At 56.2% G+C, this 16,586-nt stretch carries 13 protein-coding genes, 3 tRNA genes and 4 rRNA genes; 7 read left to right on the top strand and 13 right to left on the bottom strand.

The features are described 5' to 3' along the window. Positions 1-45 precede the first annotated feature (45 nt). The 3 genes from AC6I79_RS01970 to AC6I79_RS01960 are packed head-to-tail and all read left to right on the top strand — an operon-like array spanning position 46 to position 3,110. Positions 46-1,224 carry an amino acid ABC transporter permease gene (locus AC6I79_RS01970; protein ID WP_348879857.1) on the top strand — a complete coding sequence of 393 codons (1,179 nt, stop codon included), beginning with the start codon at positions 46-48 and terminating at the stop codon, positions 1,222-1,224. Positions 1,225-1,239: 15 nt separating this feature from the next. Further along, entirely contained in the window at positions 1,240-2,340 is a 1,101-nt protein-coding gene (locus tag AC6I79_RS01965; RefSeq protein ID WP_058781108.1) for an amino acid ABC transporter permease, read from the top strand. A gap of 8 nt (positions 2,341-2,348) precedes the next feature. Continuing rightward, positions 2,349-3,110, top strand: coding sequence for an amino acid ABC transporter ATP-binding protein (locus AC6I79_RS01960; protein ID WP_058759889.1), 762 nt, complete (start codon positions 2,349-2,351; stop codon positions 3,108-3,110). Positions 3,111-3,262: 152 nt separating this feature from the next. Here the strand turns inward: AC6I79_RS01960 and rrf (AC6I79_RS01955) are convergent. From rrf (AC6I79_RS01955) to AC6I79_RS01925, 7 genes are all read right to left on the bottom strand, one after another. Beyond that, a 5S ribosomal RNA gene (rrf, locus tag AC6I79_RS01955) occupies positions 3,263-3,378 on the bottom strand. 32 nt (positions 3,379-3,410) lie between these two features. Beyond that, positions 3,411-3,486: transfer RNA gene (locus tag AC6I79_RS01950), tRNA-Thr, on the bottom strand. A gap of 14 nt (positions 3,487-3,500) precedes the next feature. Further along, positions 3,501-3,616: ribosomal RNA gene (gene rrf, locus AC6I79_RS01945) — 5S ribosomal RNA — on the bottom strand. A 197-nt stretch (positions 3,617-3,813) separates the two neighbouring features. Further along, positions 3,814-6,717, bottom strand: a 23S ribosomal RNA gene (locus AC6I79_RS01940). A 198-nt stretch (positions 6,718-6,915) separates the two neighbouring features. After that, a tRNA-Ala gene (locus AC6I79_RS01935) sits at positions 6,916-6,991 on the bottom strand. Positions 6,992-7,140: 149 nt separating this feature from the next. Beyond that, positions 7,141-7,217: transfer RNA gene (locus AC6I79_RS01930), tRNA-Ile, on the bottom strand. A gap of 74 nt (positions 7,218-7,291) precedes the next feature. Beyond that, positions 7,292-8,833: ribosomal RNA gene (locus AC6I79_RS01925) — 16S ribosomal RNA — on the bottom strand. The 16S, 23S and 5S rRNA genes sit together here with 3 tRNA genes alongside, the layout of an rRNA operon. A gap of 494 nt (positions 8,834-9,327) precedes the next feature. Between AC6I79_RS01925 and AC6I79_RS01920 the strand changes: the two genes are divergently transcribed. Next, positions 9,328-9,882 carry a gamma carbonic anhydrase family protein gene (locus AC6I79_RS01920; RefSeq protein WP_058776575.1) on the top strand — a complete coding sequence of 185 codons (555 nt, stop codon included), beginning with the start codon at positions 9,328-9,330 and terminating at the stop codon, positions 9,880-9,882. Here the strand turns inward: AC6I79_RS01920 and AC6I79_RS01915 are convergent. Genes AC6I79_RS01915 through dprA form a run of 6 tightly spaced genes read right to left on the bottom strand, consistent with a single transcriptional unit; the run spans position 9,858 to position 13,644 of the window. Next, positions 9,858-10,106: a DUF1488 family protein gene (locus AC6I79_RS01915; RefSeq protein WP_058759902.1), complete on the bottom strand. Its 249-nt coding sequence runs from the start codon at positions 10,104-10,106 to the stop codon at positions 9,858-9,860. The genes AC6I79_RS01920 and AC6I79_RS01915 overlap by 25 nt on opposite strands. Further along, entirely contained in the window at positions 10,103-10,921 is an 819-nt protein-coding gene (gene aroE / locus AC6I79_RS01910; RefSeq protein WP_159377822.1) for a shikimate dehydrogenase, read from the bottom strand. The genes AC6I79_RS01915 and aroE overlap by 4 nt, the downstream gene beginning before the upstream one ends. Positions 10,922-10,923: 2 nt before the next feature. After that, complete coding sequence (gene tsaC, locus AC6I79_RS01905) at positions 10,924-11,499, bottom strand: L-threonylcarbamoyladenylate synthase type 1 TsaC (RefSeq protein ID WP_159377823.1); 576 nt, start codon at positions 11,497-11,499, stop codon at positions 10,924-10,926. Between the two features lie 2 nt (positions 11,500-11,501). Next, a complete protein-coding gene (locus AC6I79_RS01900; RefSeq protein WP_159377824.1) occupies positions 11,502-12,050 on the bottom strand; it encodes a DNA topoisomerase family protein in 549 nt (182 codons plus the stop codon). A 24-nt stretch (positions 12,051-12,074) separates the two neighbouring features. Next, positions 12,075-12,548 carry a DUF494 family protein Smg gene (smg, locus tag AC6I79_RS01895; RefSeq protein WP_031279836.1) on the bottom strand — a complete coding sequence of 158 codons (474 nt, stop codon included), beginning with the start codon at positions 12,546-12,548 and terminating at the stop codon, positions 12,075-12,077. Then, a complete protein-coding gene (dprA, locus tag AC6I79_RS01890) occupies positions 12,520-13,644 on the bottom strand; it encodes a DNA-protecting protein DprA (protein WP_159377825.1) in 1,125 nt (374 codons plus the stop codon). The genes smg and dprA overlap by 29 nt, the downstream gene beginning before the upstream one ends. A gap of 115 nt (positions 13,645-13,759) precedes the next feature. On the opposite strand from dprA, the gene def reads away from it, so the two are divergent. Genes def through rsmB form a run of 3 tightly spaced genes read left to right on the top strand, consistent with a single transcriptional unit; the run spans position 13,760 to position 16,570 of the window. Continuing rightward, the gene (gene def / locus AC6I79_RS01885) at positions 13,760-14,272 is read left to right on the top strand and encodes a peptide deformylase (RefSeq protein ID WP_021508231.1); all 513 of its coding nucleotides are present in this window, start codon (positions 13,760-13,762) and stop codon (positions 14,270-14,272) included. Between the two features lie 21 nt (positions 14,273-14,293). Then, entirely contained in the window at positions 14,294-15,238 is a 945-nt protein-coding gene (gene fmt / locus AC6I79_RS01880) for a methionyl-tRNA formyltransferase (protein WP_159377826.1), read from the top strand. Between the two features lie 45 nt (positions 15,239-15,283). Beyond that, complete coding sequence (gene rsmB / locus AC6I79_RS01875; RefSeq protein ID WP_159377827.1) at positions 15,284-16,570, top strand: 16S rRNA (cytosine(967)-C(5))-methyltransferase RsmB; 1,287 nt, start codon at positions 15,284-15,286, stop codon at positions 16,568-16,570. Positions 16,571-16,586 lie beyond the last annotated feature (16 nt).

Raw genomic sequence — 16,586 nt, 5'->3', positions numbered from 1 at the left:
CCGCATCCTGCGGTGCCCACGCGTATTCTTCACTGAGGTTTTAACATGTCGCAACGCCCAACCGTGAAAAGGGATTTTTCGTTCGGTAATCCTACGGTTCGCGCCTGGCTTTACCAGATTGTCGCGATTGTGGCGGTGTTTGCTGTGGTGGGTTATCTGATCCACAACACGGTGATCAACCTTGCCAATCGCGGTATCACCTCCGGCTTTGGCTTTCTTGAGCGCAACGCCGGTTTCGGCATCGTCCAGCATCTGATCGATTACAGCGAAGGTGATACCTACGCGCGCGTGTTTATGGTCGGGTTAACCAACACCCTGCTGGTCTCCGCGCTCTGTATTGTCTTCGCCTCCATCCTCGGCTTCGCCATCGGTCTGGCGCGCCTGTCGGATAACTGGCTGCTGCGCAAGCTGTCGACCATTTATATCGAGACGTTCCGTAATATCCCGCCGCTGCTGCAAATCTTCTTCTGGTACTTTGCCGTGCTGCGCAATCTGCCGGGCCCGCGTCAGGCGCTGAACGCGTTCGATCTGGCTTTTGTCAGCAACCGCGGTCTGTATATACCGTGGCCGGAGTATGCGCCCGGCACTTGGCCATTCCTGATCGCGCTGGCGATTGCCATCGCCGCCAGCGCCGCGCTGTTCCGCTTCAACCGCAAGCATCAGCTGAAAACCGGTCAGCTGCGCCGCACCTGGCCCGCTGCGGCCGGTTTAATTGTGCTGCTGCCACTGATCGCCCATACGCTGTTTGGTGCCGCCACGCACTGGGATGTGCCCGAGCTGCGCGGCTTCAACTTCCGCGGCGGCTTTGCCATGATTCCGGAACTGGCAGCGCTGACGCTGGCACTGTCGATCTACACCTCTTCCTTTATTGCTGAGGTGATTCGCGCCGGGATTCAGTCAGTACCACATGGTCAGAGCGAAGCGGCACGTTCGCTCGGGCTGCCCAACCCGGTTACGCTGCGTCAGGTGATCATTCCGCAGGCGATGCGCGTGATTATCCCGCCGCTCACCAGCCAGTACCTTAACATCGTGAAAAACTCCTCGCTGGCCGCCGCAATTGGCTATCCGGATATGGTGTCGCTGTTTGCCGGCACCGTACTGAATCAGACCGGCCAGGCAATTGAAACCATTGCCATCACCATGGCGGTTTACCTGATTATCAGCCTGATCATTTCGCTGCTGATGAACCTCTATAACCGCAAAATTGCGCTGGTTGAGCGTTAAGAGAACGGAACCATTATGTCTGTGACCACACACGAAACGCCGCCGGTGTCGGGCAATCCGCTGGGTAAAGCCTGGCTCTGGGCGCGTAAAAACCTGTTCTCCAGCTGGCTGAATACGCTGCTCACGTTACTCAGCCTGTGGATTATCTGGAGCGTTATCCCGCCGGCGTTGAACTGGTTGATCTTCCAGGCTAACTGGATTGGCGAAACCCGTGCGGACTGTACGAAAGCGGGCGCCTGCTGGGTCTTTATCCACGCGCGCTTTGGCCAGTTCATGTACGGGCTCTATCCGCATGAGCTGCGCTGGCGCATCAATCTGGCGCTGGTGATTGGCCTGCTGTCGATTGTGCCGATGTTTATCAAATCCATGCCGCGCCGCGGCCGCTATATCGCCTGCTGGGCGGTGCTCTATCCGGTCGTCGTCTGGCTGCTGCTGTATGGCGGCTATTTCGGGCTGGACCGAGTGGAAACGCGCCAGTGGGGCGGCCTGACGCTGACGCTGATTATCGCATCTGTCGGCATTGCCGGGGCGCTGCCGCTCGGCATTCTGCTGGCGCTGGGCCGTCGCTCTAAAATGCCGGTGGTGCGCACCCTGTCAGTGATTTTCATTGAGTTCTGGCGTGGCGTACCGCTGATTACCGTGCTGTTCATGTCTTCAGTGATGCTGCCGCTGTTTATGGCGGAAGGCACCACGATAGACAAACTGGTGCGTGCGCTGGTTGGCGTGATCCTGTTCCAGTCGGCGTATGTCGCCGAAGTGGTACGTGGCGGGCTGCAGGCCCTGCCTAAAGGCCAGTACGAAGCGGCAGAGTCGCTGGCGCTCGGCTACTGGAAAACCCAGGCGCTGGTGATTTTACCGCAGGCGCTCAAGCTGACCATTCCCGGTCTGGTGAACACCATCATCGCGCTGTTTAAAGATACCAGCCTGGTGATCATCATCGGCCTGTTCGATCTGTTCAGTAGCGTGCAGCAGGCAACCGTCGACCCTACATGGCTGGGTATGTCGACCGAAGGCTATGTCTTCGCTGCACTGGTTTACTGGATTTTCTGTTTTAGCATGTCGCGCTATAGCCAGTATCTGGAAAAGCGCTTTCACACCGGGCGTAAATCGCACTGAGGTTTTACATGACACAAACTATGACAACGGCGGCCAACGCCATGATGATTACGCTCGAAAACGTGAATAAATGGTACGGGCAATTCCACGTACTGAAAGATATCAACCTGCAGGTGAAACCGCGCGAGCGTATCGTGCTGTGCGGCCCTTCGGGTTCCGGTAAATCTACCACCATTCGCTGCATCAACCATCTGGAAGAGCATCAGCAGGGACGGATTGTCGTAGACGGCATCCACCTGAATGATGATGTGCGCAATATTGAACGCGTGCGCACTGAAGTCGGCATGGTATTTCAGCACTTCAATCTCTTCCCGCATCTGACCGTTCTGCAGAACTGCACGCTGGCACCGATGTGGGTACGCAAGATGCCAAAGAAAGAGGCCGAAGAGCTGGCGATGCACTATCTGCAGCGCGTGCGCATTGCTGAGCATGCCCATAAGTTTCCCGGGCAGCTCTCTGGCGGGCAGCAGCAGCGTGTGGCCATCGCCCGTTCGCTGTGTATGAAGCCGAAGATTATGTTATTCGATGAACCCACCTCCGCGCTCGATCCTGAGATGGTTAAAGAGGTGCTGGATACCATGATCGGTCTGGCGGAAGACGGGATGACGATGCTGTGTGTGACGCATGAGATGGGCTTTGCGCGTACGGTTGCCGATCGGGTGATCTTCATGGATCGCGGTGAAATCGTGGAGATGGCGCCGCCGGAAGAGTTCTTTGCGAATCCGAAATCCGAGCGGACCCGGGCGTTTCTGTCGCAGGTTATCCACTAAGCGAACCCGATTAGCCGCATCATTCAGCCCTTGCCAGCATGGCAGGGGCTTTTTTTATGCCTGTGGATTTTATTGAGCGTTTTTATTGAGATAAAGGTCATCGCGGAAAACAAAAAAGCCCTGAACAGATGTTCAGGGCTTTCGTGTTTGATGCCTGGCAGTTCCCTACTCTCGCATGGGGAGACCCCACACTACCATCGGCGCTACGGCGTTTCACTTCTGAGTTCGGCATGGGGTCAGGTGGGACCACCGCGCTGTTGCCGCCAGGCAAATTCTTTTAAACCGAACTCATGCCATAACTGGTGCTGATACCCAGAGTCGAACTGGGGACCTCACCCTTACCAAGGGTGCGCTCTACCAACTGAGCCATATCAGCACACTAAATTTGATGCCTGGCAGTTCCCTACTCTCGCATGGGGAGGCCCCACACTACCATCGGCGCTACGGCGTTTCACTTCTGAGTTCGGCATGGGGTCAGGTGGGACCACCGCGCTGTTGCCGCCAGGCAAATTCTGTTTTCGTCCGCGTCTTTCGCGCTCTGACTGCGTTGCCCCGCTCGCGCCGCTCAGTCACATACTCGTGTATGCTCCTTCACGTCGTCTCGCGTGCCGCCCTGTCACAGCACAAAATCCACTGGACGTAATCCGGTGAACAAAGCTGAAAATTCTTTCGGTCTCTCGGACCAAAACGCCTCTGGCGTTGTAAGGTTAAGCCTCACGGGTCATTAGTACCGGTTAGCTCAACGCATCGCTGCGCTTACACACCCGGCCTATCAACGTCGTCGTCTTCAACGTCCCTTCAGGACCCTTAAAGGGTCAGGGAGAACTCATCTCGGGGCAAGTTTCGTGCTTAGATGCTTTCAGCACTTATCTCTTCCGCACTTAGCTACCGGGCAGTGCCATTGGCATGACAACCCGAACACCAGCGGTGCGTTCACTCCGGTCCTCTCGTACTAGGAGCAACCCCCCTCAATTCTCCAGCGCCCACGGCAGATAGGGACCGAACTGTCTCACGACGTTCTAAACCCAGCTCGCGTACCACTTTAAACGGCGAACAGCCGTACCCTTGGGACCTACTTCAGCCCCAGGATGTGATGAGCCGACATCGAGGTGCCAAACACCGCCGTCGATATGAACTCTTGGGCGGTATCAGCCTGTTATCCCCGGAGTACCTTTTATCCGTTGAGCGATGGCCCTTCCATTCAGAACCACCGGATCACTATGACCTGCTTTCGCACCTGCTCGAGCCGTCACTCTCGCAGTCAAGCTGGCTTATGCCATTGCACTAACCTCCTGATGTCCGACCAGGATTAGCCAACCTTCGTGCTCCTCCGTTACGCTTTGGGAGGAGACCGCCCCAGTCAAACTACCCACCAGACACTGTCCGCAGCCCGGATCACGGGCCTACGTTAGAACATCAAACATTAAAGGGTGGTATTTCAAGGTTGGCTCCACGCAGACTGGCGTCCGCGCTTCAAAGCCTCCCACCTATCCTACACATCAAGGCTCAATGTTCAGTGTCAAGCTATAGTAAAGGTTCACGGGGTCTTTCCGTCTTGCCGCGGGTACACTGCATCTTCACAGCGATTTCAATTTCACTGAGTCTCGGGTGGAGACAGCCTGGCCATCATTACGCCATTCGTGCAGGTCGGAACTTACCCGACAAGGAATTTCGCTACCTTAGGACCGTTATAGTTACGGCCGCCGTTTACCGGGGCTTCGATCAAGAGCTTCTCCTTGCGGATAACCCCATCAATTAACCTTCCGGCACCGGGCAGGCGTCACACCGTATACGTCCACTTTCGTGTTTGCACAGTGCTGTGTTTTTAATAAACAGTTGCAGCCAGCTGGTATCTTCGACTGGCCTCGGCTCCGGGAGCAAGTCCCTTCACCTACGCGCCAGCGTGCCTTCTCCCGAAGTTACGGCACCATTTTGCCTAGTTCCTTCACCCGAGTTCTCTCAAGCGCCTTGGTATTCTCTACCTGACCACCTGTGTCGGTTTGGGGTACGATTTCGTGTTACCTGGAGCTTAGAGGCTTTTCCTGGAAGCAGGGCATCAGTTACTTCACCGCCGTGGCGGCTCGTCATCACGCCTCAGTGTTAAAGAAGACCGGATTTGCCTGGTCTTCACACCTGCACGCTTAAACCGGGACAACCGTCGCCCGGATAACCTAGCCTTCTCCGTCCCCCCTTCGCAGTAACACCAAGTACAGGAATATTAACCTGTTTCCCATCGACTACGCTTTTCAGCCTCGCCTTAGGGGTCGACTCACCCTGCCCCGATTAACGTTGGACAGGAACCCTTGGTCTTCCGGCGAGCGGGCTTTTCACCCGCTTTATCGTTACTTATGTCAGCATTCGCACTTCTGATACCTCCAGCATGCCTCACAGCACACCTTCAGCGGCTTACAGAACGCTCCCCTACCCAACAACACATAGTGTCGCTGCCGCAGCTTCGGTGCATGGTTTAGCCCCGTTACATCTTCCGCGCAGGCCGACTCGACCAGTGAGCTATTACGCTTTCTTTAAATGATGGCTGCTTCTAAGCCAACATCCTGGCTGTCTGTGCCTTCCCACATCGTTTCCCACTTAACCATGACTTTGGGACCTTAGCTGGCGGTCTGGGTTGTTTCCCTCTTCACGACGGACGTTAGCACCCGCCGTGTGTCTCCCGTGATAACATTCTCCGGTATTCGCAGTTTGCATCGGGTTGGTAAGCCGGGATGGCCCCCTAGCCGAAACAGTGCTCTACCCCCGGAGATGAGTTCACGAGGCGCTACCTAAATAGCTTTCGGGGAGAACCAGCTATCTCCCGGTTTGATTGGCCTTTCACCCCCAGCCACAAGTCATCCGCTAATTTTTCAACATTAGTCGGTTCGGTCCTCCAGTTAGTGTTACCCAACCTTCAACCTGCCCATGGCTAGATCACCGGGTTTCGGGTCTATACCCTGCAACTTAACGCCCGGTTAAGACTCGGTTTCCCTTCGGCTCCCCTATGCGGTTAACCTTGCTACAGAATATAAGTCGCTGACCCATTATACAAAAGGTACGCAGTCACACCCGAAGGTGCTCCCACTGCTTGTACGTACACGGTTTCAGGTTCTGTTTCACTCCCCTCGCCGGGGTTCTTTTCGCCTTTCCCTCACGGTACTGGTTCACTATCGGTCAGTCAGGAGTATTTAGCCTTGGAGGATGGTCCCCCCATGTTCAGACAGGATACCACGTGTCCCGCCCTACTCGTCGGACTCACAGCTCATGCATCTTCGTGTACGGGGCTGTCACCCGGTATCGCGCGACTTTCCAGACGCTTCCACTGATGCACAAGCTGATTCAGGTCCTGGGCTGCTCCCCGTTCGCTCGCCGCTACTGGGGGAATCTCGGTTGATTTCTTTTCCTCGGGGTACTTAGATGTTTCAGTTCCCCCGGTTCGCCTCGTTTGACTATGTATTCATCAAACGATGATGCACAGAGTGCACCGGGTTTCCCCATTCGGACATCGACGGCTGTAGCGGTTCATATCACCTTACCGTCGCTTTTCGCAGATTAGCACGTCCTTCATCGCCTCTGACTGCCAGGGCATCCACCGTGTACGCTTAGTCGCTTAACCTCACAACCCACAGGCGTTTTACAACGCTGCGGACTGCAAGCATTTGAGAGACTCGAACGCATCGCCATTTCATTCTTATTACGGAGAATGAATACGACGCGTCGTTTCAAATTTTCAGCTTGTTCCGGATTGTTAAAGAGCAAATACTTCGCAGCACACCGTCGCCGGTATACTCTGAAGTAAGTTTCAGTACTGTAATGGTGGAGCTAAGCGGGATCGAACCGCTGACCTCCTGCGTGCAAGGCAGGCGCTCTCCCAGCTGAGCTATAGCCCCATACAGTCACTGCAGAGACCATCTACATCCACTCACCAGGAGTCACGTTTCTCACACGGGAAATGTGATTTCGTCTCAGGCAAGGCATGTTTTCGCGAAGCATAGTGAACTATGCGAGCCGGAAACATAACGCGGCATGAGAAGAAATCTGGTAGGCCTGAGTGGACTTGAACCACCGACCTCACCCTTATCAGGGGTGCGCTCTAACCACCTGAGCTACAAGCCTGTAGAGGTTTTTTCTGCTCGTTACTTTTCTATCAGACAATCTGTGTGAGCACTTCGCGGGAAGGTATCTTCAGGTAAGGAGGTGATCCAACCGCAGGTTCCCCTACGGTTACCTTGTTACGACTTCACCCCAGTCATGAATCACAAAGTGGTAAGCGCCCTCCCGAAGGTTAAGCTACCTACTTCTTTTGCAACCCACTCCCATGGTGTGACGGGCGGTGTGTACAAGGCCCGGGAACGTATTCACCGTAGCATTCTGATCTACGATTACTAGCGATTCCGACTTCATGGAGTCGAGTTGCAGACTCCAATCCGGACTACGACGCACTTTATGAGGTCCGCTTGCTCTCGCGAGGTCGCTTCTCTTTGTATGCGCCATTGTAGCACGTGTGTAGCCCTGGCCGTAAGGGCCATGATGACTTGACGTCATCCCCACCTTCCTCCGGTTTATCACCGGCAGTCTCCTTTGAGTTCCCGGCCGAACCGCTGGCAACAAAGGATAAGGGTTGCGCTCGTTGCGGGACTTAACCCAACATTTCACAACACGAGCTGACGACAGCCATGCAGCACCTGTCTCAGAGTTCCCGAAGGCACCAAAGCATCTCTGCTAAGTTCTCTGGATGTCAAGGCCAGGTAAGGTTCTTCGCGTTGCATCGAATTAAACCACATGCTCCACCGCTTGTGCGGGCCCCCGTCAATTCATTTGAGTTTTAACCTTGCGGCCGTACTCCCCAGGCGGTCGACTTAACGCGTTAGCTCCGGAAGCCACGCCTCAAGGGCACAACCTCCAAGTCGACATCGTTTACGGCGTGGACTACCAGGGTATCTAATCCTGTTTGCTCCCCACGCTTTCGCACCTGAGCGTCAGTCTTCGTCCAGGGGGCCGCCTTCGCCACCGGTATTCCTCCAGATCTCTACGCATTTCACCGCTACACCTGGAATTCTACCCCCCTCTACGAGACTCAAGCCTGCCAGTTTCAAATGCAGTTCCCAGGTTAAGCCCGGGGATTTCACATCTGACTTAACAGACCGCCTGCGTGCGCTTTACGCCCAGTAATTCCGATTAACGCTTGCACCCTCCGTATTACCGCGGCTGCTGGCACGGAGTTAGCCGGTGCTTCTTCTGCGGGTAACGTCAATCGGCAAGGTTATTAACCTCACCGCCTTCCTCCCCGCTGAAAGTACTTTACAACCCGAAGGCCTTCTTCATACACGCGGCATGGCTGCATCAGGCTTGCGCCCATTGTGCAATATTCCCCACTGCTGCCTCCCGTAGGAGTCTGGACCGTGTCTCAGTTCCAGTGTGGCTGGTCATCCTCTCAGACCAGCTAGGGATCGTCGCCTAGGTGAGCCATTACCCCACCTACTAGCTAATCCCATCTGGGCACATCCGATGGTGTGAGGCCCGAAGGTCCCCCACTTTGGTCTTGCGACGTTATGCGGTATTAGCTACCGTTTCCAGTAGTTATCCCCCTCCATCGGGCAGTTTCCCAGACATTACTCACCCGTCCGCCACTCGCCACCCAAAGAGCAAGCTCTTCTGTGCTGCCGTTCGACTTGCATGTGTTAGGCCTGCCGCCAGCGTTCAATCTGAGCCATGATCAAACTCTTCAATTTAAAGTTTGATTTGCTGCAACCAGTGCAGCGATGCTCTGTGAATTAAACTTCGTAATGAATTACGTGTTCACTCAGCAAAGACTTGATATTTTTTAAAGCCCGTAGGCTTGTGATATCAATCCTGCGAGTGCCCACACAGATTGTCTGATAAATTGTTAAAGAGCGGTGCGACGCGGCGCTCGGCCTGCTGTCGCGAGGTGGCGTATATTACGCTTTCCTCCTTCAGAGTCAAACACTTTTTTCAGCGTTTTTCTCCGGCGGGGTGAATCGCTTCACGCCCTGCTGAGCCGCCTGCGTTGCCGCTTTGCCGTCTCAGTGGTGGCGCATTATAGGGATCCGGATTTTTTGCACAACCCCTTTTTTCGATCTTTTTTATCGACTGGCGAGTTTTCACTCTTTTCGCTGCGATCGCGAGCGATCCGCGCAAAAATCAGCTTGTTTACCCGCACCGGAAGCCGCAGGCTAGCGGGAAACATCAGAAAAGGAGAAATAGAATGTCTGTAGCCCTGCGCCCTTATAAGCAACATATTCCCCACACCGGCGAACGTGTGATGGTGGATAGCAGCAGCGTGGTCGTTGGCGAAGTCGAGCTGGCTGATGATGTCAGCATCTGGCCACTGGTAGCAATCCGCGGTGACGTGAATAAAGTGGTGATTGGTAAACGCAGCAATATCCAGGATGGCAGCGTGCTGCACGTTACGCATAAATCCAGCAGTAATCCCGATGGCTTTCCATTGATCATCGGTGAAGACGTGACGGTGGGCCATAAAGCAATGCTGCACGGCTGCACCATTGGCAACCGCGTGCTGGTGGGTATGGGCTCGATCCTGCTGGATGGCGCGATCGTCGAAGATGAGGTGATGATTGGCGCCGGCAGCCTGGTGCCACCCGGTAAACGCCTGCAAAGCGGCTATCTCTATTTAGGCAGCCCGGTGAAGCAGATCCGGCCACTAACCGAAGCGGAAATAGCCGGACTGCTTTACTCCGCTAACAATTATGTCGGCTGGAAAGATGAATATCTGACTCAGGGCAGCCACAGCCAGCCCTGATCGTCGGCCTGCTCCGCCCGGAGCAGCTGCTCGGCCTCTTCCTCCAGATCCCAGCGATGCGCGCTAAACAGCGCCATCGCCTCTCCGGCACCAAAACGCTGCTGCAGCGCCGGCAGCGATATTGCGCAGGTCAGTCCCATACCATTCACTAAGACCGGGAACAGCACCGCCTGCCTGACTGCGTCCCAGCTTTCCCGATCGGGAAACTGGATAGCCTGATTCATGCCTGCATCGCCTGTTTAAGTTGATCGATGACCGGCGCGATCTCCGGCATAACGCCATGCCACAGCTGAAACGCATGCGCCGCCTGACCCACCAGCATGCCGAGTCCATCCGCCAGCTGCTGTGTGCCGTGCTGCTGGCACCACGCCAGAAATGGCGTCAGCCCCTGCTGATAAAACATGTCGTAACAGCGCACCTGCGCATCAATCAGCGTAACCGGCAGCGGCGGCACGTCGCCCGCTACGCCGCTGGAGGTGGCATTGATGATCAGATCAAAACGATCGCCGGCCAGTTGATCAAAACTCATCGCCTGGATCGCCCCACTGTGCTGGAAAAGCTCAGCCAGCTGTTGCGCGCGTTCTGCCGTGCGGTTAACCACCACCAGCGCGCAGCCCGTCGAGAGCAGCGGCAGGATCACCCCACGCGCCGCGCCGCCCGCACCCACCAGCAGAATGCGATCGCCCGGCCGGATCAGCTGCAGCCTTTGCAGATCGCTCAGCAGGCCGATGCCGTCCGTGTTATCACCCAGAATCGAACCATCGGCTCTCTTCTTTAAGGTATTTACCGCGCCGGATAATGCCGCGCGTTCGCTGAGCTCATCCGCGAATTCCCATGCCTGCTGTTTAAACGGCAGCGTAACATTGGCGCCTTTGCCACCAGCCGCAAAAAACGCCTCTATCGCCTGCGGGAACCCTTCCAGCGGTGCGCAGATGCGTCCGTAAGGATGTTCAATACCAGTCTGCGCAGCAAAAGCGGCGTGAATAAACGGAGATTTGCTGTGGGCGATGGGATGACCAAAAACGGCAAACTTTTCCATAATCAGCCCTGACGAATGAGTTCACCGCTAATAGCATCGCGGATTTCAGAAGGATTCAGGCGACCGCCGGTGGCCGCCTGCAACACCGGGAACTGCGGGCCAAACTGCTCTGCCACTTCGGCGGCGCTGCGGCACGGCGGCTGACCGGTTAAATTCGCGCTGGTTGAGACCAGCGGCTTGCCAAATCCGCGACACAGCGCCTGGACCTGCGGATGATCACTGACGCGAATCGCCAGCGAATCAAAGCGGCCGGTTAACCAGCGCGGCGTATGCGGCGAAGCAGGCACCACATAGGTGACCGGACCCGGCCAGCTGGCAAACATACGTTCGCGCTGCAGCACGGTGAGTTCGCGATCGGCAATATAAGGCTCAAGCTGCGTATAATCAGCGGCGATCAGAATCAGACCCTTTTCTACCGGGCGCTGTTTCAGTGCCAGCAGGGCCATCACCGCGCTTTCGCTGTCCGGATCGCAGCCAAGGCCGAATACGGCTTCGGTAGGGTAAGCAATCACTTGCTGTTGCTGAAGTTGTTCGATGCAGAAGTCGAGGCTTCCGGGTGCATGCTGGCTCTGGTTCATGATCACTCTTCATCCTGGGCGATGGGCTTGCCGCAGCGTTTGCTGGCGCAGAAGCGCTTCATGCCCTGTGCGGTTTTCTTTTCTATTAATAACGGGAACTGGCAATGGGGGCAGACACCTTCCAGCGGCGTGGCGTTGATCGCGAACTGGCAGTCGGGATAACGATCGCAGGCGTGGAAGGTTTTGCCATAGCGTGAACGGCGCTGCACCAGCTTACCGCTGGCGCACTGCGGGCAGGCAATTGCGGTTTCGTCCGGCTTATCGATGGTTTCCGTGTAATCACAATCCGGATAGTGGCTACAGCCGACAAACATGCCGAATCGCCCCTGGCGCAGCACTTTGTCCGCACCACACTGCGGGCAGGCATGGCCTTCCAGCACTTTGACAATATGGCCATCACCCTGACTTTTCAGCGGGCGGATATAGTCACAGGTTGGATAATTCACACAGCCGAGAAAAGGCCCGTGTTTGCCGGCACGTATTACTAATTCTGCCCCGCAGGCGGGGCAGGGATCGTGTTTACGCACGGTAAATAGTGCTGGTTTACTCATATTACCGAATGCATTAATCGCAAATTAATGCAGCATACCTTCATTGACGTCGAATAACAGTTCTTCCATCTGCTGATAGGCATTTTCACACCCGGGGATGTTAAACAGCACCATCAGCACCACCCATTTGAGATCTTCCAGATCGAATTCCAGCGTATCAAGCGCCATAACCCGTTCGATGACCATTTCGCGCGTTTCCATATTCAGCACCTGGATTTGCTCCAGGAACAGAATAAAACCACGACACTCGGCATCTAAACGCTGGCTCTCTTCTTCCGTATAGATTCGCATGGAGAGCGGATCGTTAGCCAGCAACACTGGCGCGACCAGACCATCCTGATAATCCGCTAACCGCTCAAGCCAATTCAACGCATTGTAGATATCTTCGCGATGAAAACCGGCATCGGTTAAGTCATCGGTCAATTTATCCTGGTCAACGCGCATTTCAGCCTCGTTGTGGATATACGTCTCAAACAAGTACATAAGTACGTCGAACATGGCATGCCCTCCTCAATCGGACATAGCCGCCGGGTACAGCTGCGATCCATCCTGCTAACTCCAGCTCCAGCAATTGCGCTGCGATAACTGGCACAGGTTGGCCGGCACGTTCAGCGACGACGTCAACAGGTGTAACCTCATCACCTACGTTAGCCAACACGCTGGGAAATGGCAATGGCACATCATCACTGAGTTGTGAATATATTGTTTCTGAGATGCTGGCCGGCAACCATTGCAGGGCAGAATGCAAATCCTCAAGGATATTGTTGGGATGCGCCACCAGCAGCGCACCCTGCTGAATCAGCCAGTGCGTGCCTTCACAGCCAGGATTACCCAGCGCGCCAGGCAGCGCATACACGTTACGGTTTTGTTCCAGCGCATACCGCGCCGTTACCAGCGAGCCACTCTTCAGTGACGCTTCAACCACCAGCACGCCATGACTCAGGCCGCTGATAATACGATTACGCCGCGGGAAATTTACCGCATGGGGCGCCATCGACAGCGGCAGTTCTGAAACCAGCGCGCCGCCGCTGGCGATAATCTCCTGTGCCAGCGGCTGATGGCTTTTCGGATAGAGATGATTCAGCCCGCTGCCCAGCACGGCCAGAGTTTTGCCCTGCACTTCCAGCGCGGCACGATGCGCCACGCCATCAATACCGCGCGCCAGCCCGCTGGTGATGGTCAAACCGCTTAGCGCCAGCTGCTGGGTAAACCAGCCGCCCCACTCTCTGCCATACGGCGAACAGTGACGACTGCCGACCACCGCCAGCTGCGGTGTCGCGAGTGCAGAGAGGTCACCCGCTATATAAAGGGCAGCCGGATAGCGGCTGATTTCCCGCAAACGAGCGGGATAATGTGCGTCGCTGCAGGCAAGCAGATGATGTTGCGCCTGTTGCAGCCAGCGCTGCGTTTTTTCCAGCTGGCGTGGACAGAGGGCGAGAAACTGTTGCCGCTGCGTGTCGTCCAGACCGTGCTGCTGCAGCCACGCGTCGTCAATGTGGCTGGCGGCCAGAAGCGCCATGATGAACTGACGGGCGCGCTCACCGCTTAAACCCCAGACGTAAGTCAGCCTGATAATCCTTTCACTGCGTTCCATGCTGCGCTCCCTGTCAGCCGTGCTCTGATGCGGCACAATGCTGTCAATCAGGCCCCAAAAAGTCTACAATATGAGGCAGTAATCTTTTCTTTAACGCATACAGATCTGGATATTTATGTCAGTTTTGCAGGTATTACATTTCCCTGACGATCGCCTTCGCAAAATTGCTGCACCCGTTGCGGCTGTGAATGCTGACGTTCAGCGTATTGTCGACGATATGTTTGAGACCATGTACGCCGAAGAAGGCATTGGTCTGGCGGCGACGCAGGTGGATATTCACCAGCGCATCATCGTGATTGATGTTTCTGAAAGCCGCGAAGAGCGCCTGGTGCTGATTAACCCGGAGCTGCTGGAAAAAAGCGGCGAAACCGGTATCGAAGAGGGTTGCCTGTCGATCCCGGAACAGCGGGCGTTTGTGCCGCGTGCCGAGCGGGTCAAAGTGCGCGCGCTGGATCGCGACGGTAACAGCTTCGAGCTGGAAACCGACGGTCTGCTGGCGATCTGCATTCAGCATGAGATCGACCATCTCGACGGTAAACTGTTTATTGATTATCTGTCGCCGCTGAAGCGTCAGCGTATTAAACAGAAACTGGAAAAACTGGCCCGCCAGAATGCGCGCGCATCCTGAGAGCGAACAGAAGGTTGAACTGTGTCTGCACCGTTAAAAATCATCTTTGCCGGTACTCCTGACTTCGCAGCGCGTCATCTCGACGCGCTGCTTGCTTCTGAGCATCAGGTGGTTGGCGTCTTTACTCAGCCCGACCGCCCTGCCGGACGTGGCAATAAACTCACGCCGGGCCCGGTAAAAGTGCTGGCTCAGGCGCATGATATTCCCGTGTTTCAGCCAAAGTCCCTGAAGCCGGAAGAGAATCAGCAGCTGGTTGCCGGGCTACAGGCCGATGTGATGGTGGTCGTCGCTTATGGTCTGATCCTGCCTCAGGCGGTGCTGACGATGCCGCGCCTTGGCTGCATCAACGTACATGGCTCGCTGCTGCCGCGCTGGCGCGGTGCGGCGCCGATTCAGCGCTCACTGTGGGCCGGCGATAACGAAACCGGTGTGACCATCATGCAGATGGACGTGGGTCTGGATACCGGCGATATGTTGCACAAAATAACCTGCGCGATTAATGCCGACGATACCAGCGCATCGCTGTACGACAAGCTGGCGCAGCTGGGCCCGCAGGGGATGCTGACCACGCTCAGTCTGCTGGCCGCCGGCAGCGCGCAGCCCGAAGTGCAGGATGAGACCCTGGTAACTTACGCGGAAAAGCTCAGCAAAGAAGAGGCACGTCTTGACTGGTCGCTCTCTGCTGTTCAGCTGGAACGGTGCATTCGCGCCTTCAATCCGTGGCCGGTGAGTTATTTCCTCATCGACGATCAGCCGGTTAAAGTCTGGCAGGCCAGCGTGTTACCGCACCGCACCGCCCAGCCGGGAGAAATTCTGCAGGCTGACAAACACGGCATCCAGATTGCTACCGCTGACGGCGTGCTGAATCTGCTCTCACTGCAGCCTGCCGGCAAAAAAGCCATGGCGGCGCAGGATCTGCTCAATTCGCGTCGTGAATGGTTTACACCTGGCACCGTTCTGGCCTGATTCTCCAGCCCGGTCTCCGCCGGGCTTTTTGTTTGATGAATGAATATGAAAAAAGCGACCAACCTGCGCAGCCTTGCCGCGCAACTGATTGAACGCGTGGTGGATAAAGGGGAATCGCTGAGCGCGATTCTGCCCGCTGCGCAAAAAACGCTGGCAAACAACGATGGCGCGCTGCTGCAGGAGTTGTGTTTTGGCGTGACGCGCATGCTGCCGCAGCTGGAAGCGTTGATTAATAAGCTGATGGAGCGGCCGTTAACCGGCAAACAGCGCGTACTGCACTATCTGATCATGGTGGGCCTGTATCAGCTGCTGTATACCCGCGTTCCGCCGCACGCCGCGCTGGCCGAAACCGTGGCCGGGGCTGAAGCACTGAAGCGGGCAAATCTGAAAGGCTTACTTAACGGCGTGCTGCGTCAGTTCCAGCGTCAGCAGGACGCACTGCTGGCAGAGGTCAATCAGGGCCCGCAGCGCTACTGGCATCCGGGCTGGCTACTGAAACGGTTGCAGACCGCGTGGCCGGAGCAGTGGCAGCAGATTGTGGAAGCAAACAATCAGCGACCGCCAATGTGGCTGCGCGTGAATCGTCAGCATCACAGCCGTGACGCCTGGCTGGCGTTATTAACCCAGCAGAATCAAAATGCGTTTAGTGCTGACGCGCCGGATGCGCTGCGTCTTGAAGCACCGGCTCCGGTCAGTCAGCTGCCAGGCTTTGAGCAGGGCTGGGTGACGGTGCAGGATCTCTCTGCTCAGCGTTGTGCCCTGCTGCTGGCGCCGGAAAACGGCGAAACCATTCTCGACCTCTGCGCTGCGCCCGGCGGCAAAACCACCCATATTCTCGAAATTGCGCCGCAGGCCCGCGTGATGGCGGTGGATATCGATACGCAGCGCCTGTCGCGCGTGACGGAAAACCTGCAGCGTCTGGGGATGCAGGCTGACGTGCGTCAGGGCGATGGCCGCACGCCAGCGGCCTGGTGCGACGAGCAGCAATTCGACCGCATCCTGCTGGATGCGCCCTGCTCGGCCACCGGCGTTATTCGACGCCATCCGGATATCAAATGGCTACGCCGCGATCGCGATATCGACGAACTCGCCGCGCTACAGCGTGAGATTCTGGCGGCCATCTGGCCACGCCTGAAATCGGGCGGTACGCTGCTTTATGCCACCTGCTCAGTGCTGCCGCAGGAGAACCAGCAGCAGATCGATGCTTTCCTCGCGACGCATGACGATGCGGTGCCGCAGGCACTGCCACATGGGCAACTTAACGGCTGGCAGGTTTTCCCTGCCATCGATGGCGGCGACGGTTTCTTCTACGCTAAGCTGATGAAAAAATAGTGCAGCGCACAGTGAC

The organism is gamma proteobacterium symbiont of Scutellera amethystina (assembly GCF_059730845.1).
Note: the sequence above shows the minus strand (reverse complement) of the source record. Positions and strands in the feature narration are given on the sequence as shown.